The sequence below is a fragment of the Pseudomonas sp. CMR5c genome (assembly GCF_003850545.1).
Lineage (GTDB): Bacteria > Pseudomonadota > Gammaproteobacteria > Pseudomonadales > Pseudomonadaceae > Aquipseudomonas > Aquipseudomonas piscis.
Genome location: NZ_CP027705.1, coordinates 3,879,170 through 3,900,679, shown reverse-complemented (window position 1 = coordinate 3,900,679; position 21,510 = coordinate 3,879,170). Strand labels below are relative to the sequence as shown.

20 protein-coding genes are annotated in these 21,510 nt (G+C 67.0%); 6 read left to right on the top strand and 14 right to left on the bottom strand.

What is annotated here, in order from left to right; genetic code table 11:
• Positions 1-22: 22 nt before the first annotated feature.
• Positions 23-922 carry a LysR family transcriptional regulator gene (locus C4K40_RS17910; RefSeq protein WP_053130741.1) on the bottom strand — a complete coding sequence of 300 codons (900 nt, stop codon included), beginning with the start codon at positions 920-922 and terminating at the stop codon, positions 23-25.
• A gap of 100 nt (positions 923-1,022) precedes the next feature.
• On the opposite strand from C4K40_RS17910, the gene C4K40_RS17905 reads away from it, so the two are divergent.
• Together C4K40_RS17905 and C4K40_RS17900 are read left to right on the top strand one after the other, a co-directional pair.
• On the top strand, positions 1,023-1,754 hold the full coding sequence (locus C4K40_RS17905) for an SDR family oxidoreductase (RefSeq protein ID WP_022639095.1): 732 nt from the start codon (positions 1,023-1,025) through the stop codon (positions 1,752-1,754).
• A complete protein-coding gene (locus C4K40_RS17900; protein ID WP_053130738.1) occupies positions 1,751-2,161 on the top strand; it encodes a hypothetical protein in 411 nt (136 codons plus the stop codon). The genes C4K40_RS17905 and C4K40_RS17900 overlap by 4 nt, the downstream gene beginning before the upstream one ends.
• 62 nt (positions 2,162-2,223) lie before the next feature.
• Here the strand turns inward: C4K40_RS17900 and C4K40_RS17895 are convergent, their stop codons facing one another.
• Positions 2,224-3,534: an MFS transporter gene (locus tag C4K40_RS17895; protein ID WP_053130735.1), complete on the bottom strand. Its 1,311-nt coding sequence runs from the start codon at positions 3,532-3,534 to the stop codon at positions 2,224-2,226.
• A gap of 191 nt (positions 3,535-3,725) precedes the next feature.
• Between C4K40_RS17895 and C4K40_RS17890 the strand changes: the two genes are divergently transcribed.
• Together C4K40_RS17890 and C4K40_RS17885 are read left to right on the top strand one after the other, a co-directional pair.
• The gene (locus C4K40_RS17890) at positions 3,726-4,859 is read left to right on the top strand and encodes a sugar diacid recognition domain-containing protein (RefSeq protein ID WP_053130732.1); all 1,134 of its coding nucleotides are present in this window, start codon (positions 3,726-3,728) and stop codon (positions 4,857-4,859) included.
• A gap of 290 nt (positions 4,860-5,149) precedes the next feature.
• Positions 5,150-6,301 (top strand): glycerate kinase, encoded by a 1,152-nt coding sequence (locus C4K40_RS17885; protein ID WP_053130729.1) that lies wholly within the window; start codon positions 5,150-5,152, stop codon positions 6,299-6,301.
• Between the two features lie 12 nt (positions 6,302-6,313).
• On the opposite strand, the gene hpaI is transcribed toward C4K40_RS17885, so the two are convergent.
• The 8 genes from hpaI to C4K40_RS17845 form a co-directional block, all read right to left on the bottom strand.
• Positions 6,314-7,114: a 4-hydroxy-2-oxoheptanedioate aldolase gene (gene hpaI, locus C4K40_RS17880; protein ID WP_053130726.1), complete on the bottom strand. Its 801-nt coding sequence runs from the start codon at positions 7,112-7,114 to the stop codon at positions 6,314-6,316.
• A 10-nt stretch (positions 7,115-7,124) separates the two neighbouring features.
• On the bottom strand, positions 7,125-7,928 hold the full coding sequence (hpaH, locus tag C4K40_RS17875; RefSeq protein WP_031319953.1) for a 2-oxo-hept-4-ene-1,7-dioate hydratase: 804 nt from the start codon (positions 7,926-7,928) through the stop codon (positions 7,125-7,127).
• A 2-nt stretch (positions 7,929-7,930) separates the two neighbouring features.
• Positions 7,931-9,238: an MFS transporter gene (locus tag C4K40_RS17870; protein WP_022639089.1), complete on the bottom strand. Its 1,308-nt coding sequence runs from the start codon at positions 9,236-9,238 to the stop codon at positions 7,931-7,933.
• Positions 9,239-9,292: 54 nt separating this feature from the next.
• Positions 9,293-9,679 carry a 5-carboxymethyl-2-hydroxymuconate Delta-isomerase gene (locus C4K40_RS17865; protein WP_053130723.1) on the bottom strand — a complete coding sequence of 129 codons (387 nt, stop codon included), beginning with the start codon at positions 9,677-9,679 and terminating at the stop codon, positions 9,293-9,295.
• Positions 9,680-9,813: 134 nt separating this feature from the next.
• Entirely contained in the window at positions 9,814-10,671 is an 858-nt protein-coding gene (gene hpaD, locus C4K40_RS17860; protein WP_053130720.1) for a 3,4-dihydroxyphenylacetate 2,3-dioxygenase, read from the bottom strand.
• 214 nt (positions 10,672-10,885) lie between these two features.
• A complete protein-coding gene (gene hpaE, locus C4K40_RS17855; RefSeq protein ID WP_053130717.1) occupies positions 10,886-12,346 on the bottom strand; it encodes a 5-carboxymethyl-2-hydroxymuconate semialdehyde dehydrogenase in 1,461 nt (486 codons plus the stop codon).
• Positions 12,343-13,122, bottom strand: coding sequence for a fumarylacetoacetate hydrolase family protein (locus C4K40_RS17850; protein ID WP_053130714.1), 780 nt, complete (start codon positions 13,120-13,122; stop codon positions 12,343-12,345). Before C4K40_RS17850 ends, hpaE begins: the two co-directional genes overlap by 4 nt.
• Entirely contained in the window at positions 13,119-13,790 is a 672-nt protein-coding gene (locus C4K40_RS17845; protein ID WP_053130711.1) for a fumarylacetoacetate hydrolase family protein, read from the bottom strand. The genes C4K40_RS17850 and C4K40_RS17845 overlap by 4 nt, the downstream gene beginning before the upstream one ends.
• Before the next feature lie 204 nt (positions 13,791-13,994).
• On the opposite strand from C4K40_RS17845, the gene hpaA reads away from it, so the two are divergent.
• Together hpaA and C4K40_RS17835 are read left to right on the top strand one after the other, a co-directional pair.
• Positions 13,995-14,915, top strand: coding sequence for a 4-hydroxyphenylacetate catabolism regulatory protein HpaA (hpaA, locus tag C4K40_RS17840; protein WP_022639084.1), 921 nt, complete (start codon positions 13,995-13,997; stop codon positions 14,913-14,915).
• Positions 14,916-15,025: 110 nt separating this feature from the next.
• Positions 15,026-16,117 carry a DUF1176 domain-containing protein gene (locus C4K40_RS17835; RefSeq protein WP_053130708.1) on the top strand — a complete coding sequence of 364 codons (1,092 nt, stop codon included), beginning with the start codon at positions 15,026-15,028 and terminating at the stop codon, positions 16,115-16,117.
• An 8-nt stretch (positions 16,118-16,125) separates the two neighbouring features.
• Here C4K40_RS17835 and C4K40_RS17830 read toward each other — a convergent pair whose 3' ends face one another.
• The 4 genes from C4K40_RS17830 to C4K40_RS17815 are packed head-to-tail and all read right to left on the bottom strand — an operon-like array spanning position 16,126 to position 21,501.
• Positions 16,126-17,787, bottom strand: a complete 1,662-nt coding sequence (locus tag C4K40_RS17830; protein WP_053130705.1) for a GMC family oxidoreductase — start codon at positions 17,785-17,787, stop codon at positions 16,126-16,128.
• Positions 17,788-17,822: 35 nt separating this feature from the next.
• Complete coding sequence (locus C4K40_RS17825) at positions 17,823-19,124, bottom strand: carbohydrate porin (RefSeq protein ID WP_022639080.1); 1,302 nt, start codon at positions 19,122-19,124, stop codon at positions 17,823-17,825.
• 50 nt (positions 19,125-19,174) lie between these two features.
• The gene (locus tag C4K40_RS17820) at positions 19,175-20,239 is read right to left on the bottom strand and encodes a 2,3-butanediol dehydrogenase (RefSeq protein ID WP_053130702.1); all 1,065 of its coding nucleotides are present in this window, start codon (positions 20,237-20,239) and stop codon (positions 19,175-19,177) included.
• On the bottom strand, positions 20,236-21,501 hold the full coding sequence (locus tag C4K40_RS17815) for an MFS transporter (RefSeq protein WP_022639077.1): 1,266 nt from the start codon (positions 21,499-21,501) through the stop codon (positions 20,236-20,238). Before C4K40_RS17815 ends, C4K40_RS17820 begins: the two co-directional genes overlap by 4 nt.
• Between the last annotated feature and the right edge of the window lie 9 nt (positions 21,502-21,510).

Here is a 21,510-nt window from a genome sequence, read left to right as displayed (position 1 = left end):
CCGCACGCCGGGGCAATGCCTGTCACGGACAGAGTTCGCGGCAGCGCTGGACCAGGAAGCCGTGCAGCAAGCGCACCCGTTCGGACACCTGCAGGCGGTGCGGGCACAGCAGGTTGAAGGGCAGTGGCTCCCCTTGCCAATCCGTGAGCAGTGGCACCAGGCGCCCGGCGCGAAGGTCCTCGGCCACATCCAGCCTTGCCTTGTAGACCAGGCCATGGCCGGCCAGGGCCCAGCGCCGGGCTACCTCGCCGTCGTCGCACGAGTAGTCGCCGCGCACCTGGACCTCGCGCACCTGGTCGTCCCGGCTGAAGCGCCAGAGGTCGTAGAGCTGGCCGTCGCGCAGGTAGAGCAGGGCGCTGTGCCGAGCCAGGTCCTCGGGCACCTGCGGTGCGCCATGGCGGGCCAGGTACTGCGGGCTGGCGCAGACCACCCGTCGATGTGCCGCCAGGATCGGCAGGGCCACCAGGCTGGAGTCCCCGGGCACGCCAAAGCGCAGCGCCACATCCACGCTCTCGCGAAACAGGTCGGCATGGCGGTCGTTGAGCTGCAGTTGCAGGCGCAGTTGCGGGTGCTGGCCCTTGAATTCGTCGAGCCAGGGCAGCAACGCGTTGCGCCCGAAATCCGAAGGGGCCGACAACTGCAGCACCCCGCATAGGCCCTGGCCCTGCTGCCTGAGCGCCTGTTCGCCATCCTCCAGGGCGGCCAGGGCCAGGCGCACGCTGTCCAGGTAGCGGCGACCTTCCGGGGTCAGGCGCAGGCTACGGGTAGAGCGGGCCAGCAGGCGACTGCCCAGGCGGGTTTCCAGGCGCTTCAGGGCGATGCTGGCCGCCGCTGCGGTGAGGCCAAGGCTGCGCGCCGCCGCGGAAATACTGCCTTCGTCGGCAATGCGAACGAAGATTTCCAGGTCGAGGATCGAACTCATTGATAAAAATCCTTTAAAGATCTTTGCGTTTTAAGCGGATTTTTCTTCGATTGGCAAGCGGTGAAGATGTAATCCCTTTACTTCACAACAGGTGATCGCAATGACTCTTTCCAATCCAGGCTTGCATAAGCAGACCGTCGTGGTCATCGGTGCAGGCAGTGGCATCGGCGCCGCCGTGGCGCACCAGGCCGCCGCCCGTGGCGCCCGGGTAGTGCTGGCCGGGCGCGATCTCAAGGCCTTGCAGCGCCAGCAGGCACGCCTGCCGGAGTCGGCCCGGGCGCTGAGCGTGGACATCACCGACAGCGCCAGCCTGGAGGCCTTGTTCCAGGCCGTGGGCGGCTTCGATCACCTGGTGATCAGCGCCGGTCCGGCCATCGCTCCCAAACCCTTGGCCGACACTGACCTGCAGGACGCCCAGCGGGCCTTCGAGGTCAAGTTCTGGGGTGTCTGGCGCGCCGTGCAGGCCGCGCTGCCATACCTGGCGGCACGGGGCAGCATCAGCCTGACCTCGGGCATGTTGTCGCGCAAGATGGTCCCGGGGCAGGTGCTCAAGACCACCCTCAATGCCGCCCTCGATGCCCTGGGCAAGCACCTGGCCAAGGAGCTGGCGCCACGGCGGGTGAACGTGATCAGCCCGGGGATCACCGATACCGAGGCCTACGCCGGCATGCCCGCCGATGCCCGAGCGGCGATGTTCGCCAAGGCGGCCGCGAGCTTGCCGGTCGGCCGGGTCGGGGAGCCGGGGGAGGTGGCGGCGGCTTTCATCCTGGCCATGGAGAACGGCTTCATCAACGGCAGCCTGATCGATGTCGACGGTGGAGGCCTGTTGTGAACTGGCGCTTCGACCACCTGGCCTTCAACACCGATGGTGGCTCGACCCTGCCCCAGGCCTTTGCCGAGCTATTGGGGCTGCAAGCGGGCCGCCGTCCGCCGTTTCCCTTCCCCGGGCGCTGGCTGTACCAGGATGATCAGGCGCTGGTGCATGTCATCGAGCAGGATGCTTGCCCCGCGCCACAGCTGAGCCATATCGCCTTCAACACCCAGGAGGCCGCTGCCGCGGTCTTGCTGCGGGTGCAGGCCAGCGGTCTTGAGTACCAAGTGGCGCAGGTGCCGGAAGATGGCCTCTGGCAGATCTTCGTGCGCCTGCCCGGTGGCCTGCTGCTGGAGCTGGACGCCCCGGCATCGGGGGCGTTGACCGGCAGTCATGATTACGCCCGGCATCCTGGCGCGCCGGACTGAAGCCGCCACGAAAAAAGCCCGTTCCAGCCGATGCTCGAACGGGCTTCTGGCGTTGCCGGGGTTCAGCGATGCAAGGTGCGGGTCATGCGCAGGGCCAGCAGGCTGCCGGCGACGATCACTGCCGCCAGCAGGTACAGGGCGGCATCGGTGGAACCGGTGCTGTCCTTGACCCAGCCGACGATGTAGGGGCTGAGGAAGCCGGCCATCTGGCCCATGGAGTTGATCAGCGCCAGGCCACCGGCAGCCGCCCCGACGCTGAGCAGCGCGGTAGGCACCGGCCAGAACATCGGCAGGCCGGTGAGGGCACCCATGGTGGCGATGCTCAGGCCGAGGATGGCGATGGCCGGGTTGGCGGCGAAGTTTACCGCGATCAGCAGCCCCACGGCGCCCATCAGCATGGGTACCACGAGGTGCCAGCGGCGCTCCTTGTTCAGGTCTGCCGAGCGGCCTACCAGCAGCATGAACACCGCCGCCAGCAGGTAGGGGATCGCGCTGAGCCAGCCGATCACCAGGTTATCGGCGAACCCCAGGTTCTTGATGATCGACGGCAGCCAGAAGTTGATGGCATAGACCCCGCTCTGGATGCAGAAGTAGATCAGGCCGAAGGCCCAGATCGCCGGGTTCTTGAACACCTGGGCCAGGGAGTCGCTGGCGGTCTTGGGCTGGTTGGCGGCGTCTGCGGCCTGGTCGGCCTCGAGCATGGCGCGCTCGGCCGGGCTCAGCCACTTGGCGTGGGCGAAGCCGTCGCTCAGCAGGAAGTAGGCCAGGGCGCCGAGCACCACGGTGGGGATGCCCTGCAGCAGGAACATCCACTGCCAGCCGGCGAGGCCACCCTGGCCTGCGGCGAAATGATTGAGGATCCAGCCGGAGAACGGGCTGCCCAACAAGCCCGAGACCGGGATCGCCGACATGAACAGGGCCATGATCCGGCCACGGCGGAAGGTCGGGAACCACTGCGACAGGTACAGCACCACCCCTGGGAAGAATCCGGCTTCGGCGGCCCCGGTGAACAGGCGCAGGGTGTAGAACTGGGTTGGCGTAGTGACGAACAGCAGGCAGGTGGACAGCGTGCCCCAGGTGATCATCATCAAGGCGATCCAGCGCCGCGGACCGAAGCGGGTCAGCGCCAGGTTGCTGGGCACGCCGCACAGCACGTAGCCGATGAAGAAGATCCCGGCGCCCAGGCCATAGACCGTTTCGCTGAACTTCAGGGCGTCGAGCATCTGCAACTTGGCGAAGCCGACGTTGACCCGGTCCAGGTAGTTGAACAGGTAGCAGATGAAGATGAAGGGGATCAGGCGCAGGGTGATGCGCTTGTAGACGGCGTTCTTGTCGTCAGCCTGGGCCAGGGCGGCAGCGGCTCTGTGTGACATGCTGGATCTCTCTTTATTATGATTTTGCACGGTGCAAAGGGTAACGTTGACCGCCCCGAGAGTCTCGGCCACCCTGGCGCCGCTGTCTTTGTGCCGGCGCACAGCGAATGCCGTGCCCCCCCTGTGCCACTGAACAACACCGCGCGTGCCGTGGCCCGCCCCTGTCGTAGCCAACCCAAGGATCACCGAGCATGTTCGAACTCGATCATGACCTGGCACAGGACATCGTCGACCGCACGATGGCCATCCTGCCCAACAACGTCAACGTCATGGACAGCCAGGGCCTGATCCTGGGCAGCGGCGAGCCGGAGCGCATCAATACCCGCCATGAGGGCGCGCAGCTGGTGTTGGCCAACGGCCGGGTGGTGGAGATCGATGAGCCCACCGCCTGCCGGCTCAAGGGCGTGCAGCCGGGGATCAACCTGCCGCTGTTGCACGACCAGCGCTTGATCGGCGTGTTGGGCATCACTGGTGATCCGGCGTTGCTGCGCACCTACGCCGAACTGGTACGCATGACCGCCGAAATGCTGGTGAGCCAGCGACACCAGCAGGCCGAACAGCAATGGCGCCGCCAGCGCTGCGATGACCTGCTGGCATTGCTGCTGGGCGAGGGTGGCGACTCGCCGCGCCTGGTGGACGAGGCGCGGCAGATGGGCCTCAAGCCGCAATTGGCGCGCATTCCCTATCTGTTCGAGCTGGGGCTGGAAGCCGGGGCGGGGCAGGACGTCGATGCCCTCAGCGCCTGGTTGATGTCCCGCTATCCGGACAGCTGGTGCGTCAGTGCCGCGCAAACGTCGTTGCTCTGGTGCCGGCCGGCGAGCCTGACCCTGGACGACCCGCGCCTGCTGGAGCGGCTCGTCGGCCTGGGCTGGGATATCCAGCGGGTGGCGGTGGGTGGGCCGGCCGAGGGCCTTTCGGGGTTGCGCCGCTGCTACCGACGGGTCAGCGACCTGCTGGCCTATGGGCGCGACATCCTGCCCGCTACTCGCCTGCTGACCCTGGATCGCTACCGGCTGCCGGTGATGCTCTGGCGCCACCGCAACGAGGATGCCCTGGACGAGTTGCTCAGCCCCTTGCACAAGGTCCTGGCCAAGGACGGCAACGGTCAGTTGCTCGCGACCCTGCGCAGTTGGTGCGAACACGACGGCCAGAGCCAGGCCTGTGCCGACGCCCTGGGCATCCACCGCAACAGCTTGCGCTACCGCATGGAGCGCATTGCCGAACTCAGCGGCGTCGACCCGTTGCGCCTGGACGGCATGCTGTCGCTGTACCTGGCCGTACAACTGCTGCCCCAGCAACCCGCCACCCAATTCGCACCTGAATAACGGCGGTGCCGGTATTACGGATGCTGCGCCCCGGTCGCAGACTCGCTGGCGCTCGACAGCGGCTACTCCTGCAGGACGACCCTGTAGCCGCTGCCGAGCCTGCGAGGCTGCGTACGAGGACGCAGTCCTCGCCAAGCGGCCATGGGTTCCACCTGGATAACGGCGCTCCATCATCCCCGCTGCGCAGCTTGTAGCAATGAACAATAAAGTGCCTGCGCCCTTGTGCAGCGGACCGGCGTCAGCCGCTGCGGCAAATGGCAGCATGGCGCCATGAGAACTGGAGAAACCCCATGAAAATCATCATCGCCCCCGACTCGTTCAAGGACAGCCTGAGTGCCGAAGGCGTGGCCCAGGCCATTGCCCAAGGGCTGGCCGAGGCCTGGCCCGAAGCCCAGGTACTGCAGTGCCCGATGGCCGATGGTGGCGAGGGCACGGTGGAGTCGGTACTCGCCGCATGCCAGGGGCAACTGCGCAGCACCCGGGTCCAGGGCCCGCTGGGTAGCGAAGTGCAGGCCCGCTGGGGCTGGCTGGCATCGAGCCACACGGCGATCATCGAAATGGCCGAGGCCAGCGGCCTGCAACTGGTGCCGCCAGGCCAGCGCGATGCCTGCCACAGCAGCACCTTCGGTACCGGTGAACTGATCCAGGCGGCCCTGGACGCCGGCGCCCGGCGCATCATCCTGGCCATCGGCGGCAGCGCCACCAACGACGGCGGGGCCGGAGCCCTGCAAGCCCTGGGGCTCAAGCTGCTGGACCGCCGGGGCCAGGTGTTGCCCCGGGGTGGCCTGGCCCTGGCCGACCTGGCCAGCATCGAGCTCGACGCCATGGACCCGCGCCTGGCCCAGGTGCGTTTCGAGATCGCCGCCGACGTCAATAATCCCCTGTGTGGCGAGCAGGGGGCCTCGGCCATCTTCGGCCCGCAAAAGGGTGCCTCGGCGCAGCAGGTAGAGGCCCTGGACCAGGCCCTGGGGCACTTTGCCGATCTCTGCGCCCAGGTGCTGCCCAGGGACGTGCGTGACGAACCCGGCAGTGGCGCCGCCGGTGGCCTGGGATTCGCCGCCAAGGCGTTTCTCGGCGCGAGGTTCCGCTCCGGGGTGGAAGTGGTCGCCGAGCTGGTAGGGCTGGAACAGGCGGTGCGTGGCGCCGACCTGGTGATCACTGGCGAAGGACGCTTCGATGCCCAGACCCTGCGTGGCAAGACGCCCTTCGGCGTGGCGCGGATCGCTCGCCAGCAAGGGGTGCCGGTGATCGTCATCGCCGGCACCCTCGGCGAGGGCTACCAGCAGATGTACGCTCATGGCGTGGACGCGGCCTTCGCCCTGACCTCCGGGCCCATGAGCCTGGAACAGGCCTGCGCCGAGGCCCCGCGATTGTTGCGCGAGCGGGCGGTGGACATCGCCCGGCTCTGGCGCCTGGCCGCTACCCGCCAGGCCAGTGTCTAGCGCAAGCCCCGCTCAGTAGACGCCACCCTCGCTGCTGGGGGCGTCCTGGGCCTTGTACTGCCCGGCCAGGTTCTGCAAACCCTTCATCAGCACCGTGGTGTCCACCCCCACCGCGACGAAGTTGGCTCCCAGCTCGATGCAACGCCGGGCCAGGCCCGGGTCGGCGCTGAGGATGCCCGCGGCCTTGCCGGCCTGGCGCACCCGCAGGATGGCGTCCTCGATCGCCGCGACCACCTGGGGATGTCCGGGATTGCCGCGATGACCCATGGCCGCCGACAAGTCGGCGGGGCCAATGAACACGCCATCGACACCCTCGACCCGGACGATCTCGTCCAGGTTGCGCAAGCCCTCCAGGTTCTCGATCTGCACCAGCAGGCACATGTGTTCGGCGGCCTGGTCCAGGTAGCCGGGGATGCTGTTCCAGCGGGAGGCCCGGGCCAGGGCGCTGCCGACCCCGCGAATGCCCTGGGGCGGATAACGCATGGCGCTGACCAGCTGGCGCGCCTGGGCCGCGCTTTCGACCATGGGCACCAACAGGGTCTGGGCACCGATATCCAGCAACTGCTTGATCAGCGCGGTATCGCCGATCGGCGGGCGGACGATGCCGTGGGCACCGTAGGGGGCGATGGCCTGCAATTGCCCCAGCAAGCTGCGCAGGTCGTTGGGGGCGTGCTCGCCGTCCAGCAGCAGCCAGTCGAAACCGGCATTGGCCGCCAGCTCGGCGCAGTAGGCATTGGCCAGGCCCAGCCACAGGCCGATCTGTGGCTCGCTGCCTTGCAGGCGTTGCTTGAACAGGTTCTGCGGCATGTCCATGGCGTTCTCCTCAGACGAAACGGCAGGCGATGCTGCCCAGTTGGTCGTAGTCGACGTGGAATACATCCCCCGGGTGCGCGGCCACCGGACGGGTGAACGAGCCGCCGAGGATGATCTGCCCGGCTTCCAGGCCGACGTCGTAGGCTGCCAGCTTGTTGGCCAGCCAGGCCACGCCCTTGGCCGGGTGGTTGAGCACCGCGGCCGAGACCCCGGACTCTTCGATCACACCGTTGCGGTACAGCACCGCCGGCACCTTGCGCAGGTCCACGTCGCCGGGGCGCACGGCCCGGCCACCCATTACCACCCCGGCGTTGGCGGCGTTGTCGGAAATGGTATCGAAGACCTTGCGCGTGGCCTGGGTCTGCGGGTCTACCTGCTGGATGCGCGCGTCGATGATCTCCAGCGCCGGGATCACCCAGTCGGTGGCTTCCAGCACATCGAACAGGGTGCAGCCGGGGCCCTTGAGGGGCTTGCCGAGGATGAACGCCAGTTCCACCTCGACCCGCGGCACGATGAAGCGCTGGAAGGGAATGTCACTGCCTTCATCGAACAGCATGTCGTCCAGCAGGGCGCCGAAGTCCGGCTCGCTGATGTTCGACGACACCTGCATCGCCCGGGAGGTGAGGCCGATCTTGTGGCCCACCAGCCGGCGGCCGTCGCGGATCTTGCGTTCCACCCAGCTGCGCTGGATCGCATAGGCATCCTCGATGCGGATATCCGGGTATTCCAGGGACAGCTGGCCGATCTGTTCGCGGCTGCGTTCGGCGGCATCGAGGCGCGCTGCGGCCTGTTGGATGGCGGAGGGGCTGAGCATGTTCATTTCTCTTGTGGGTTGACGATATGGGCCGGCACCCAGAGCACCAGCCAGGCGCCCAGGGCGATCAGCAGGGCCAGGGCATACAGCGCCAGGCTGGCGCTTTGGGTGGCGTCACGCACCACGCCGATCAGGTAAGGCGCGAGGAAGGCCGCGACGCTGCCGAAGGAGCTGATCAGGGCGATGCCCGCAGCCTGGGTATTGCTGGCCAGAAAGGCCGGCGGCAGTTGCCAGAACATCGGCAATGCGGCGCTGGCGCCCATGCCCGCCACCAGCAGGCCGAACATCACCAGCCAGGGGTTCTGTGGCGCCAGGGCGGTCAGCGCCAGGCCCAGGCAGGCCATCAGCAGCGGCACGGCCAGGTGCCAGCGGCGTTCGCGCAGGCGGTCCGAGGAACGGCCGACCGCCAGCATGAACAGGCAACCGGCGAGGTAGGGCAGGGCGCTGAGCAGGCCGACGTCGCCGTCCCCGGCCACGCCGGAATGGTGGATCAGGGTCGGCATCCAGAAGGCGATGGTATTGACCGCCAGCATCACCGCGAAATAGATGCCCACCAGCAACCAGGCGTGGCGGTCCTTGAGAATGTCGCTGAAGCGGTTGATGGACTTGCGCTGCTCCTCTTGCTGCTGGGTCTTGTGCAACCAGGCCTTTTGCGCGGCGCTGAGCCACGTGGCCTGGTCGATGCTGTCCGGCAATGCCTTGAGCACCAGCAGCCCGAGCAGCACCACCGGCAGGCCCTCGATCAAAAACATCCATTGCCAGCCGCGCAAGCCGCCCCGGTCATGGAAATTCTCCAGGATCCAGCCCGACAGCGGGCCGCCCAGGACCCCGGCCATGGGCACGGCGATGGCGAACAGCGCGGTGGCCTGGCCACGGCGGTCGGCCGGGAACCAGCGGTTGAGCAGCACCAGGATGCCGGGAAAGAAACCGGCCTCGGCCACCCCCAGCAAGAAGCGCAGCACATAGAAACCCCAGGCGTCCTGGACCAGCATCAGCGCGCTGGACAGCAGGCCCCAGACCAGCATCAGCAGGGCGATCCAGCGCCGTGGCCCGACCCGCTCCAGGGCCAGGTTGCTGGGCACGCCGAACAGCGCGTAGGCGATGAAGAACAACCCGGCGCCCAGGCCGTAGACGCTGTCGCTGAAGCCCAGGTCCTGGGTCATCTGCAACTTGGCGAAGCCGATGTTGATCCGATCCAGGTGGGCGAAGATGTAGCAGACGAACAGCAATGGCATCAGGCGCCAGGTGATCTTGCGATAGCAATCGTTGGCCTCGGCCAGCGGGGCCTGGGCAATGGCAGGGCGGGACATGGGCATGGCCTCGTTGTTGTTCTTGTGGGTTGCGCAAGCCGCCGGTTACGGCGGCTACAGCGACTTGAGGAAGGCGTGGACGTTGTTGTGCTTGAAGTTGAGCTCGGCCTCCAGCTCGCTCATCTCGAACGACAGGGCCAGCAGGCGCTGGGCCTGCAACTGGGCGAAGTGCGCCTTGATGATCTGGAACAGGCCCTCGGCCACCTGGCGCCGGGTTTCAAGGTCGCGCCCGGCCCCCACTTGCAGGCGCATATGGACGAAGGCGTAGTCATGCTTGCCGTCGGCCATGCGCCAGGTGTCCAGGCGTACCCCGCGGCTGCGGATGCCACCCAGGGGGAACACGCCACTGGCGCCCAGGTAGTCGTGGACCTTTTCGAACAGCCCCGGCAGGTCGGCCTGGGCTTCGATGTTGTCGGTGTATTCAGCGATGAAATGCGGCACGGGAACCTCCTTTGTGGGCAGCGGCAAGTGGCAAGCCGCAAGCTGCAAGAGGGATCTCCTGTGGCTGGGGCTCGCGGCTCACCGTTGCTCTTGGCGTTTTCTTGCAGCTCGTAGCTAGAAGCTTGTCGCTGCCTTCACAACGGAAAAATGGCGTTGATCTGGCCGGTGCCGGAGCTGCCGAACAGCGGCGTGACGATCTCGGCCGGGCGGTTGTACTCGGGGCCGCCCAGCAGCCCGAGGAGCATCGCGGTGTCGTGCATCTTGCCTTCGCCATAGCAGTGCTCGGCGTAGTCGGGGAGCATCGCGCAGAACTCGCGGAAGCGGCCCTGCTGCCACAACTCCACCACGCGCTGGTCGACCTGCTTGTCGAATTCCCGGGTCCAGTTGTGGATGTTGGCCTCGGCCTCGCGGTCATCGGAAAACCGGTGGGACAGGGAGCCGGAGGCCAGCACCAGGACCTTGCGGTCGCTCTTCTCGATGGCCCGGCGCACGGCGGCGCCGAAGGTGAAGCTGTCGGCCAGCTTGTGCCAGGCGCACCAGGCAGCGATGGACACCACCTGGAAATGCTCGGCGGCGGGCACGTCCATGTGCATGTAGCGCATGGGCACCAGGGTCCCGTACTCCAGCTCCAGGCTGGGGATGTTATGAGCCAGGGTGCGCACGTCGGCGGCGTTGGCCTCGGCGGCGATCAACTCTCCCAGCGCCGGGCAGCCCGGGTAGTCATAGGTCATGTTCTTGATGAAATGCGGCAGCTCGTTGCTGGTGTAGGTGCCGTTGAACACCTCGCCGCAATTGATGTGGTAGCCGCTGTTGACCAGCCAGTGCACATCGAACACCACCGCGGTGTCGGCGCCCAGGGCCCGGGCCCGGCGAGCGATTTCCTTGTGCCCGGCGATGGCCGCCTCGCGGCAGCCGTGGTGCTTGCCCGGCAACTCGGACAGGTACATCGATGGAACGTGGCAGACCTTGGCGGCCATGACGACTTCGCCCATGGTGCTTCTCCTGAAACATCTTATTGTTGGGGGGATCCGGGACGGTCCTGAACCTTACCAGACCGTTGAAAAACGTAGGCGAGGCAGCCAGCGCAAGGCGAAAGCAGGCGAAAAAGCGCAGTTTACAAGTGGTAAATGAGCATTTTGACCGGGCTGGCGCACCAGCCTGTTTTCAACGCAGCGATGGCAACGCAAGTAGTTTTTCAACGGCCTGTTACACGCCCCAGCGCGGGATGTGGTGGCTGCCCATGGAGAGGCAGACGTTCTTGATCTCGGCGAACACCTCGAAGCTGTATTCACCCCCTTCGCGCCCGGTGCCCGAGCCCTTGACGCCGCCGAATGGTTGGCGCAGGTCGCGCACGTTCTGGCTGTTGATGAACACCATGCCGGCCTCGATGCCCCGGGCCAGGCGGTGGGCCTTGCCGATGTCCTGGGTCCAGATGTAGGACGCCAGGCCGTACTCGGTGTCGTTGGCCAGGGCCAGGGCCTCGGCTTCGTCCTTGAACGGGATCAGGCACACCACCGGGCCGAAGATCTCTTCCTGGGCGATGCGCATCTTGTTGTCCACGTCGGCGAACACCGTGGGCTGGATGAATTGCCCGCGCGACAGGTGCGCCGGCAGGCCGGCCGGCCGCTCCAGGCCACCGGCCAGCAGGGTCGCGCCTTCCTCGATACCGATGCGGATGTAGCCGGTGACCTTGTCGTAGTGCTGCTGGGTGATCATCGAGCCGACCTGGGTCTTGGGGTCGGTCGGGTCACCGACGATCAGGCGCTTGGCCCGGGCCGCGAACTCCTTGACGAACTGCGGGTACACGCTTTGCTGGATGAAGATCCGGCTGCCGGCGGTGCAGCGCTCGCCATTGAGCGAGAAAATGGTGAACAGCGCGGCGTCCAGGGCCCGTTCCAGGTCGGCGTCCTCGAAGATCAGTACCGGCGACTTGCCCCCCAGTTCCATGGAGTACTTCTTCAGGCCCGCGGTCTGCATGATCTTCTTGCCGGTGGCAGTGCCGCCAGTGAAGGAAATGGCGCGCACATCCGGGTGGCGCACCAGGGCATCGCCGGCGGTGGCGCCATAGCCCTGGATGACGTTGAGCACGCCGTTGGGAATGCCGGCTTCCACGGCCAGGCGCCCCAGTTCATTGGCGGTCAGCGGCGACAGCTCGCTCATCTTCAGCACCGCAGTGTTGCCCAGGGCCAGGCAGGGCGCGGTCTTCCAGGTGGCGGTCATGAACGGCACGTTCCACGGTGACACCAGGGCGCAGACCCCCACCGGCTGGTACAGGGTGTAGTTGAGCATCTGGTCGTCCACCGGGTAGCTGTGGCCGTCCATGCGGGTGCAGACCTCGGCGAAGAAATCGAAGTTGTGCGAGGCCCGGGGAATCAGCACGTTGCGGGTCTGGTGGATCGGCAGGCCGGTGTCCAGGGTCTCCAGCTCCGCCAGTTGCGGCACGTTCTGGTCGATCAGCTCACCCAGGCGGCGCATCAGGCGCGCGCGTTCCTTGGCCGGGGTATTGGCCCATTTCGGAAACGCCTCCTTGGCCGCGGCCACCGCACGGGCCACTTCCTCGGCGCCGCCGCTGGCGACTTCGCCGATGGCCTCGCCGGTGGCCGGGTTGTAGTTGACGAAGGTGTCGCGGCTTGCGACTTCGCGGCCGTCGATCCAATGCTTGATCATGCTGTTGCCCCTTGTGCTGGATGGGCGAAGAACTCGGCTTCGCTGACGATTCGGTTGACCAGGCGCCCTACGCCTTGCACTTCCACCACCACTTCATCGCCGGGCACCACGTCGGCCAGGCCCTCGGGGGTGCCGGTGGCGATCATGTCGCCCGGTTGCAGGGTCATGAAGCTGGAGAAGTATTCGATCAGGTAGGGAATGTCGAAGATCATGTCCGCAGTGGTGCCTTCCTGCTTCAGCTCGCCGTTGATCCAGGTGCGCAGCTTCAGGTTGCCGGGATCGGGCACGTCGCCGACGTCGACGATCCAGGGGCCCACCGGGGTGGTGGCATCGCGGTTCTTCACCCGCAGGTTGGGGCGGTAGTAGTTTTCCAGGTAGTCGCGGATGGCGTAGTCGTTGCACACCGTGTAGCCGGCCAGGTAGTCGAGGGCGTCGGCGCGCTTGACGTTCTTCGCCGGCTTGCCGATGACCGCCACCAGCTCGCACTCGTAGTGCATGTAGGCCACGCCATCCGGGCGCCAGGTCCGCTGGTTGTGGCCGGTGTAGGTGCCCGGTGACTTGATGAACGCCAGGGGCTCGGTGGGCGGGGTGAAGGCCAGCTCGCGGGCGTGGTCGGCATAGTTCAGGCCCAGGGCGAACATGTTGCCGGTGGCGGGCGGCAGCCAGGTGACCTGTTGCTCACCGAGCGTGCGGCCATCGGCCAGGCGCACGTTGTGCTGGTCGTCGACCTGGACCCTGTGAACCTTTCCTTCGAACAGGATGCGGGCGTGTTTCATGGGCGAGCCTCCTGTGGCGCGACGATGTGGTTGGTGAGGCGGCCCAGGCCGCTGATCTCGATATCGACGCGATCACCGGGCTGCACGTCGACCCGGCCTTCGGGGGTGCCGGTGAGCAGCACATCGCCGACGTCCAGGGTCATGAATTCGCTGAGCTCGGCGATCAGCCGGGCCACGCTGCGGACCTGGTTGGCGGTGGTGTTTTCCTGCACCACCTGGCCATTGACCAGCAGCTTGATGGTCAGCGCCTGCGGGTCGGCGACCTCGGCGGCCGGCACCAGGACCGGGCCCAGGGCGCAGAAGCCGTCGCGACACTTGGCCTTGACCGCCGGGCGGTAGTAGCTGTCCTCCGGCAGGCTGAATTCGTTGGCGATGGTGTAGCCGGCCACGTGTTCCAGGGCCTGGGCTTCGCTGACCCGACTGGCGCGCTTGCCGATCACCACGGCCAGGGCCGGGCCCGGTTGCAGCCGTTCGCCGGCCGGATGCTCGACAGCGCCGTCGTGCTGGTTGCGGGTGTTGGGGGTCTTGATGAACAGCACCGGCTTCACCGGCGGCTTCTGGTAGGGCGGCTGGCTGAAGCTCTCTAGGTGCTCGTGCAGCAACCCCTGGTAGTTCAGCGCCACGCCGAACAGGGTGCCGCCAGCGTGGTCGTTCAAGGCTCGGCTCATCGAGCGTCTCCTGGTTGCGGGTCTCGGGCCCGTGCGGCGCTTGCCGGTCGCGGGATGAATTCGTTAATGTGTTAACGTTATATTTAATATGTTAACGATCGTCAAGCAGCTGTCTTGCATGTTGTGCCGCACCCTGGCGGGCAAGCGGCGAATCACCCAGGATGGCCCAGGCCCGCGTGCTGAAAACAACAAGAGAGGGGCGCCATGCACCCACGCCAACCGATCCCCAACATCAACATCGGCCAGGTCTACGACCAGCGCTACGCCGATGCCCAGGTGCATTACGACAAGCTGAGCAACCTGGCCGGTTTTTTCGGTCGCAACATGCCGGTGCACCGCCATGACCGGTTCTTCCAGGTGCACTACGTGCAAAGCGGCGCGGTGCGCGTCTACCTCGACGACCGGCAATACCTGGAGTCCGGGCCGATGTTCTTCCTCACGCCGCCGACCATCGCCCATGCCTTCGTCACCGAGGCCGATGCCGAGGGCCATGTGCTCACGGTGCGCCAGCAACTGGTATGGGAGTTGATCGGCGCAGACCCGGCCCTGGCCCCGGCTCCCCAGGTGCCGCCGGCGTGCGTGGCTCTGGGCCGGCTCGGTGCCGGGTTCGCCGGCGAGGTGCGGCGCCTGGAATGCCTGTTCCATGAATTGCAGCAGGAGATCGACGGGCAGCGGGCCGGGCGCGAGCCGGCGCTGCAAGCCTTGACCCGGTTGCTGCTGATCAGCCTGCTGCGGCTCTCGGCCAACTCCCTGGAAGCCCGCCCGGCGCGCCATGAAGACCTGCAGATCTTCCATCGCTTCAACGAGCTGATCGAGGCCCACTACCTGGAGCACTGGCCCCTGGGGCGTTATGCCGGGCAGATCGGGGTGACCGAGGCGCGGCTCAACGATGTCTGCCGACGCATCGCCGACTTGCCGTCCAAGCACTTGGTTTACGAACGCCTGATGCAGGAGGCCAAGCGCCTGTTGCTGTTCACCGGCAGCTCGGCCAGCGAAATCTGCTACCAGCTGGGGTTCAAGGATCCGGCCTATTTCAGCCGGTTCTTCCAGCGTTATGCCAAGGCCGCCCCGGGCGAGTATCGGGCGCGCCAGGGGCTGGTCACGTCGCCTGTGCCGGGTCACTGAGTGCAGCAGCCGGGCTGGGTGGGCAGGCGCCGCCCGCAGGCCTTGCCAGTGGTATTCGAAACCTGGCGAGCGTGGCAGAATCCGCGCCTTTTCCGACAAGGAGCGTCGCCATGTTGCGTCCCGTTGCGTTGTCCCTGCTGATGCTTGGCGCCATGGCCTGCCAGGCCCGGGAGCTGCCCGAGCTGACGCCGTTGTGGCAGCAGCAGAAGGGCTGGATCAGCGCGTGCGACAACCGCCGCGATTGCCAACTGCTCTATGTGCCGAACATCGAGTTTGCCGAGCAGGTCAACCACCTGACGCTGATCATCCGCAGCCAAGCCGGCCCCGCGGGGCGGGTGCAACTGCAACTGGAGCACCAGGGGGCGCCATTCCAGCTGCAGGCGTTGCGCCTGGATGGCCAGCCGCTGGAACCAGCCTTGCTGGCGTCTTTGGTCGAGGAACCGCAGGGCCCCGACGGTAAGCCAGAGCAACAGTATTACCGGGTCGAGGACCAGGCCCTGGCCCGCCAGTGGCTGGCACGGCTGCAGGCCGGGCAGGTGCTGGAGCTGCCCGCTGAGGAGCCGGCCCAAGTGCTCCTGGCGACTCTGCCGCACTTGCTGCACCGGGTGGACCAGGTCCAGCACCGCCAGGGCACGGCCAGCGCCCTGGCCGAACCCGGCGAGCAGCCAGCGAGCTCGGTGCCCCGGGTCCAGCCGCCCCGGGCATTGCGTCCCTACCCGGGGGTGACGCCCCTTGGCGCTCAGGAACGTGCAGGGCTGCTGGCGGCGGTGCAGGCGGCATTGCCGGCACCGAAGGCCGTGCAAGACGATGACTACGTCATGCCGCCGAGGATCGAGGTCTATCCCCTGACCGAGCAGCAGGCGCTGGTGTTCGAGTTCTCCGACTGCGGCGCCTACACCTGCCTGTTCGATATCAGCAGCCGCTCGCGGAGCGCGCCATACGGGCTGCAAGCCCTGCAGATACAAGCGTTGCCGGCTGGCAGTGTCGACCATGCCGGTGGCCTCAACTATGACCCCGAGACCGGCCTGCTCAGCAGCTACCTGATGGGGCGCGGCATAGGCGACTGCGGTGAAATGGCCAGATGGCACTTCGACGGCCAGGCCTTCCAGCTCACCGACTACCGGCGCATGCCCAACTGCAGTGGCCTGGGCTACGACCAATGGCCGGTGCTCTGGAGCGCCGAGGCGCCGAAGCGCTCCTGAGCCCGGCATCAGGTGCAAGCCTCACCCTGGGGCACGAGGCTCGCTTGCGCCCGCGCGCTGGCCAGCACCAGATCGGCGGCCTTCTCGCCGATCATGATCGCTGCGGCGTTGGTGTTGCCGGTGATCAGCTGCGGCATGATCGAGGCGTCCGCCACCCGCAGCCCCTGCAGGCCATGGACCCGCAACTGGTCGTCCACCACCGCCCATTCGTCATGGCCCATCTTGCAGCTGCCCACCGGGTGGAACACCGTGCCCAGGTTGTGGCGGATCCACTGCTCGATCTGTTCCTGGCTCTGCACCTGCGGCCCGGGCACCAGCTCGTCCTGCAGGTGTTGGGCGAAGGCCCGGGTCGCCGCCAGCCGGCGCACCAGGCGCAGGCCGGCCACCAGCTTGCGCATGTCCTCCGGGTGGCTGAGGAAGTTGGCCTCGATCAGCGGCTTGTCCTGCGGGTCGGCCGAGTTGAGGCGCACCCGGCCGCGGCTTTGCGGGTGCATTACCGCCACATGCAGGCTGATGCCATGGCCTACCGGCACCAGGCGTTGCGGCTGGTTCTTCAACGCCGGGGCGACGATCAGGCCCAGCTCCGGCACCGGCGAGTCCGGGTCCAGGCGCAAGAAAGCCCCGGACTCCACCGTGTTGGACGTCAACGGCCCCCGGCGCCGGGCCAGGTACTGCCAGGGCGAGCGGGCCAGGGGCAGCAAGCCCCGGGGCGACAGGCCGTAGCTCAGCTCGGGACGGCAGCGGTACATCAACACGATGTCCTGGTGGTCCTGCAGGTTATGGCCGACCCCGGGCAGGGCATGGCGCTGGGCAATGCCATGGCGTTGCAGCTCCTCGGCGGGACCGATCCCCGAGAGCAGCAACAACTGCGGCGAATTGATCGCCCCGGCGCAGAGGATCACCTCGCGCCGCGCCAGCAGCTGGCGCACCTGGCCGTCCTGGCTGACCTCCACGCCACAGGCGCGGTTGCCTTGCAGCGACACTCGATGGCTCAGGGTGCTGCTCAGCACCGTCAGGTTCGGGCGCTCCAGCACCGGGTGCAGGAAAGCCCGGGCTGCACTGCAACGCTCGCCGTTGACCTGGGTAACGTGAAAGGGCCCGAAACCTTCCTGCTCCGGCCCGTTGAAGTCCGGGTTGTAGCTCCAGCCCAACTCCGTGGCCGCCTCGAAGAACACCCGGTTCACCGGACTGGGGCTGCGCTGCTCGGCGACGTTGAGTTCGCCGCCACGGCCATGCCAGGGCGCGTCCCCGGGCTCGAAGTGTTCCGAGCGCTTGAAGTAGGGCAGTAGCTCGTCATGGCTCCAGCCCTGGTTGCCGGCGGCGGCCCACTGGTCGTAGTCGTGGCGATGGCCACGGATGTAGATCATGCCGTTGATGGCGCTGGAGCCGCCCCAGACCCGGCCCCGGGGGCAGGGGATCGGGCGTCCGCCGCTGGTGGCCTGGGCGCTGAAGGCATGCATCCAGTTCCAGCGCGGGTTGGCGATCAGGCGGATGATGCCCGCCGGCGTGCGTATGTAGGCGCCCGGCAGCAGGCTGCGGTCGCTGGGGCCGGCCTCGATCAGGCACACCTTGAGGCTGGGGTCGGCGGACAGTCGGTTGGCCAGCACGCAACCGGCGGAGCCGGCGCCGACCACGATGTAGTCGTAGCTGTGGGGTGGAGTTTCAGGCATGGCGGTGACCTCTTGGGCAGTCGGGGAAATCCATCTCACAACCCCAGCAGCGAGCCGACGTCCAGGCTCACTTGCAGGCCGACGACAAAGCCGTTGCCGCTCAGCTCGCGGGCTTCGGGGTTGTAGAAATTGTCCGGGTTGATCAAGTACTGGACGCTCGGCTCCAGGGTTAGTTGCCGGGTCAGGGCGATGTTCGCGTTGGCTTCCAGGGCATAGACATTGCGCCGGCCCAGGCGCGAGTCGCCGTCGTTGGCGATCCGTGCCTGCTGCTGGAAGCGCAGTTGGTGATCGTTCAGGCGCAGGTAGCTGGCCTTGAAGTTGAGCTTGTCTTGCGGGCGGTCGAAGGGCGCGAGATAGGTCAGGCCGGCCTCGGCGAAGTGGCTGAAGGGTTGCTTGGCATCGGCCGCCGCCGACAGCGAGCCGAACAGCAGCAGGGCCTGTGGCGCGCTGCCTGATCCGCCGTCGGCGCGCCACACAGCCTGCTGGAACTTGAAGAAGGCGCCAGCGCTGCCGAAGGCGGTGGCGCCGGTCAGCGGGTCTTCCTGCTTGGAGGTGTTGTAGTAGCCGTTGAGCTCGTAGTGAAAGCCATAGCCGTCCTGCCGCTGGCTGCCCACGCCCAGCAGCAGGCTGGTGCCGCTGGCATCGTCGGTGCTGAAGTCCAGGCCCTGGCGATGCTTGAGGTAGTCCACCGGGTTGGATTCGAAGGCACCGCCATGCAGGTACCACTGCGGCGTCACCTGGTACTTCAGGTAGCCGCCCCAGGCCCCGTAGGGTGGCGGCAGGATACCGGTGGAGGCCTCGATGATCGGGTCGTTGCAGGTCACCGTGCTCTCGCAGTTGTAGATGTAGAAATAGCGCCGGGCGTTGGTCCGCCCCAGGGTCAGGTCGACCTGGCCGTCGAGCCAGGTCTGCTGGTAGGTCAACAGGCTCAGCTGGTTGCTGGTCAGGTCGTTGTGGATCGGCGCGCCGCCGAAGTAGCTGCCGGCGGCCCCTTGCCAGTTGCGCGAGGTGGGTACGCCGGTCCCCTGGTCGAGGATGAACAGCGTCTGCTCGACATGCAGGGCCGCACCGTCCAGGCCGGCGAAGGTCGCAAGGTCGATATCGGCGCCGACGAACAGGTCTCCGCTGTTGCCGAAGCTGTGGGGCCGGGGGCCGGTATCGAGGTTCTTCATGGACAGGCTGAGGAACTGGATATGCGGGGTGACGCCCTGTCCGGCCAGGTAGTCGCCCAGGCCGGCCAGCGGTCCGCTGCGCGGTTCGCTGGCGGTAGCGGCAAGGCCGGGCAGGGGCAACAGCAGGGCGGCCAGCAGCGGGCCGAGAGCATGGGTGGCATTCATGTCGGGTACTCGTTTGTTGTTCTTGTGGTGAGTGATGAACAGCGCCTCGATCAGGCTTCGGCCAGGGCCGGGCAGGGGTTGACCAGCACCTTGATCTGGCACTTGTCCTGCAGCAGGACCTCGAAACCCTCCGTTACCGCCTGCTCCAGGGACAGGCAGCGGCTGACCAGCCGCGACAGATCCAGGGCCTTGCTGGCCAGCAGCTCCAGCAACTGCGGATAGACGTCGCGGTAGCCGACGCTGCCCAGCAGGCGCAGCTCGTTGTTGACCAGGTGGAAGGCATCGAATTGCACCTGGCCCATCAGCCCCACCAGCACCGCTTCGCCGCCTTTGCGCAGGCTGTGCAGGGCATGGTCCAGGGTCTGCTGGCTACCGGCCGCCTCGAAGGCGCTGTCCAGCCCGCCATCGCTCAACTGCCGCAGTCGCTGGCGCAAGTCGGGCGCCGCGCCATCCAGGGCTTGGGTGGCCCCAAGTTCCAGGGCCAGTTGCCGGCGCCCGGGGTCCAGGTCCACGGCATAGATGCGCTCGACCCCACGGAGCCGGGCCAGCATTACCAGCAGCAGGCCAATGGGCCCCAGGCCGAACACCGCGCAGCTGGCGCCGGGTTGCAGGCTGCTCTGGTTCAGGGCGTGGCAGGCCACGGCCGCCGGTTCCAGCAACGCCGCCTGGCGGAAACTGACGCTATCGGGCAGCCGGTGCAGCATGTAGGCCGGAACCAGCGCCTGTTCGGCAAAACCGCCATCGCCCATCAGGCCGATGAAACCCATGGACTCACAGAGGTTGTACTGGCCCGCCTGGCAATACCGGCATTGGCCGCAACGGTATTCCGGCTCCACCGCCACCCGCTGGCCGAGCAGCCCGGGATCGACCCCGGGTCCCAGGGCCAGCACCTGGCCGCAGAACTCGTGGCCCAGGGTCAAGGGTGCCCGGCAACCGGACAGCGGATGCGCCTGCTGCTGGGGGATGGAGTGCGGGCCATTGGCGTATTCGTGCAGGTCGCTGCCGCAGATGCCGCAATAGGCGACTTGCAGCAGCACCTGGCCAAGCCCGGGCTGGCGCAGTTGTACCTGGCTCAGGCGCAGGTCGCGGGCAGCATGCCAACGCAGTGCTTTCATGGGCGTTCTCCTTGCAGGGTCGGTGAGTGGAGGTTCGCGGCCTGACGCCGGGCCAGCACCGCCGGCGCGGTTTCCTTGAGCAGCAGGGCCAGGACCGCGGCCAGCAGCGCACCGACGCAGGACATCCACATGACGATCGACAAACCGAAGCGGTCGGCGGCGAAGCCGGCGAGGGTCGGGGCGACGAAACCACCCACCAGCTCACCGATGCCCATGATCAGCCCCAGGGCCGTGGCCATGACTTCCCGGGGCACGGTCTCCGCCGGGATGGTGGCCATGAACAGGGTGAAGCAGCCCAGCCCGGTGTAGGTCAGCAGCATCAGCACGCCCAACAGCCACGGCGTGGGCGCGAAGAGCAGGGCCAGGGGACAGCAGGCCGCCACCAGCGAGAACAGCACCAGGGTCGGGCGCCGGCCGATGCGGTCGGAAATCGCCGGTACGCCAAACCCCCAGAGCACCCAGGCACCGCCCAGGCAGCTCATCACCGTGCCCATGCTGGCCGGGCTGTAGTCGCGGACCTTGACCAGGAAGGTCGGGGTGAAGGAGATCAACACGATGAACCAGGTCAGGAAGAAGCAACTGATCAGGGTGCACAGCAGGATGTTGCGGCTCTTGAGCAGCGCCAGCCGACTGATACCCTTGCCGCTCGGGCCCTGTACGGACGCTGCGCGGCTGGGCGCATCCGGCTGGACGTAGCGCCAGATCAGCAGGGCGATCAGCAAGCCGGGCACCAGCGAGATGATGAACGCATGGCGCCAGCCGTAGGCCTCGGCCAGGGCCACCAGGACCGGCGGGCCGATCACCGCCCCCAGCAGGCCGGCGGCCGAGCCTTGCAGCAGGCCCATGTTCAGGCCCCGACGGTGAGGCGAGGAAGCTTCCACCATCAGCGATTGCGACAGCGGCAGGATCGGCCCTTCGGCCAGGCCCATGATGGCGCGAAACAGCAGCAGGCTGAGGAAGCCGGTGACCAGCCCCGACAGCGCCGAACACAGCGAGAACAGCAGCACCGCGACGATCAAGAGCGGCTTGCGCCGGCCACGGCGGTCCGACCAGGCCCCTACCAGCGCTCCGGAAACCGCCCAGGCCAGGGCCAGCACCGAAGACAGCAAGCCCAGGTGGCGGTTGCCCAGTTGCAACTCGTCGGCCATGAAGGGGAACAGGAAGGACAGCGCCAGGCGGTCGAAAAACACGAAGCCGAAGGTCAGGAACAGCACCCCCAGCAAGGTGTTCTCGTAGCTGGCCTTGTTGTTTTTATAAGCCATGGTGATTCT

Coding starts and splice junctions, on each gene's coding strand:
- C4K40_RS17905 (WP_022639095.1), top strand. CDS start 1,023: ATGACTCTTTCCAATCCAGGCTTGCATAAGCAGACCGTCGTGGTCATC.
- C4K40_RS17825 (WP_022639080.1), bottom strand. CDS start 19,124: ATGAATGCCACCCATGCTCTCGGCCCGCTGCTGGCCGCCCTGCTGTTG.
- hpaH (WP_031319953.1), bottom strand. CDS start 7,928: ATGCTCAGCCCCTCCGCCATCCAACAGGCCGCAGCGCGCCTCGATGCC.
- C4K40_RS17885 (WP_053130729.1), top strand. CDS start 5,150: ATGAAAATCATCATCGCCCCCGACTCGTTCAAGGACAGCCTGAGTGCC.
- hpaI (WP_053130726.1), bottom strand. CDS start 7,114: ATGGACATGCCGCAGAACCTGTTCAAGCAACGCCTGCAAGGCAGCGAG.
- C4K40_RS17835 (WP_053130708.1), top strand. CDS start 15,026: ATGTTGCGTCCCGTTGCGTTGTCCCTGCTGATGCTTGGCGCCATGGCC.
- hpaA (WP_022639084.1), top strand. CDS start 13,995: ATGCACCCACGCCAACCGATCCCCAACATCAACATCGGCCAGGTCTAC.
- C4K40_RS17815 (WP_022639077.1), bottom strand. CDS start 21,501: ATGGCTTATAAAAACAACAAGGCCAGCTACGAGAACACCTTGCTGGGG.
- C4K40_RS17845 (WP_053130711.1), bottom strand. CDS start 13,790: ATGAGCCGAGCCTTGAACGACCACGCTGGCGGCACCCTGTTCGGCGTG.
- C4K40_RS17910 (WP_053130741.1), bottom strand. CDS start 922: ATGAGTTCGATCCTCGACCTGGAAATCTTCGTTCGCATTGCCGACGAA.
- C4K40_RS17870 (WP_022639089.1), bottom strand. CDS start 9,238: ATGTCCCGCCCTGCCATTGCCCAGGCCCCGCTGGCCGAGGCCAACGAT.
- hpaD (WP_053130720.1), bottom strand. CDS start 10,671: ATGGGCGAAGTCGTCATGGCCGCCAAGGTCTGCCACGTTCCATCGATG.
- C4K40_RS17895 (WP_053130735.1), bottom strand. CDS start 3,534: ATGTCACACAGAGCCGCTGCCGCCCTGGCCCAGGCTGACGACAAGAAC.
- hpaE (WP_053130717.1), bottom strand. CDS start 12,346: ATGATCAAGCATTGGATCGACGGCCGCGAAGTCGCAAGCCGCGACACC.
- C4K40_RS17830 (WP_053130705.1), bottom strand. CDS start 17,787: ATGCCTGAAACTCCACCCCACAGCTACGACTACATCGTGGTCGGCGCC.
- C4K40_RS17820 (WP_053130702.1), bottom strand. CDS start 20,239: ATGAAAGCACTGCGTTGGCATGCTGCCCGCGACCTGCGCCTGAGCCAG.
- C4K40_RS17890 (WP_053130732.1), top strand. CDS start 3,726: ATGTTCGAACTCGATCATGACCTGGCACAGGACATCGTCGACCGCACG.
- C4K40_RS17850 (WP_053130714.1), bottom strand. CDS start 13,122: ATGAAACACGCCCGCATCCTGTTCGAAGGAAAGGTTCACAGGGTCCAG.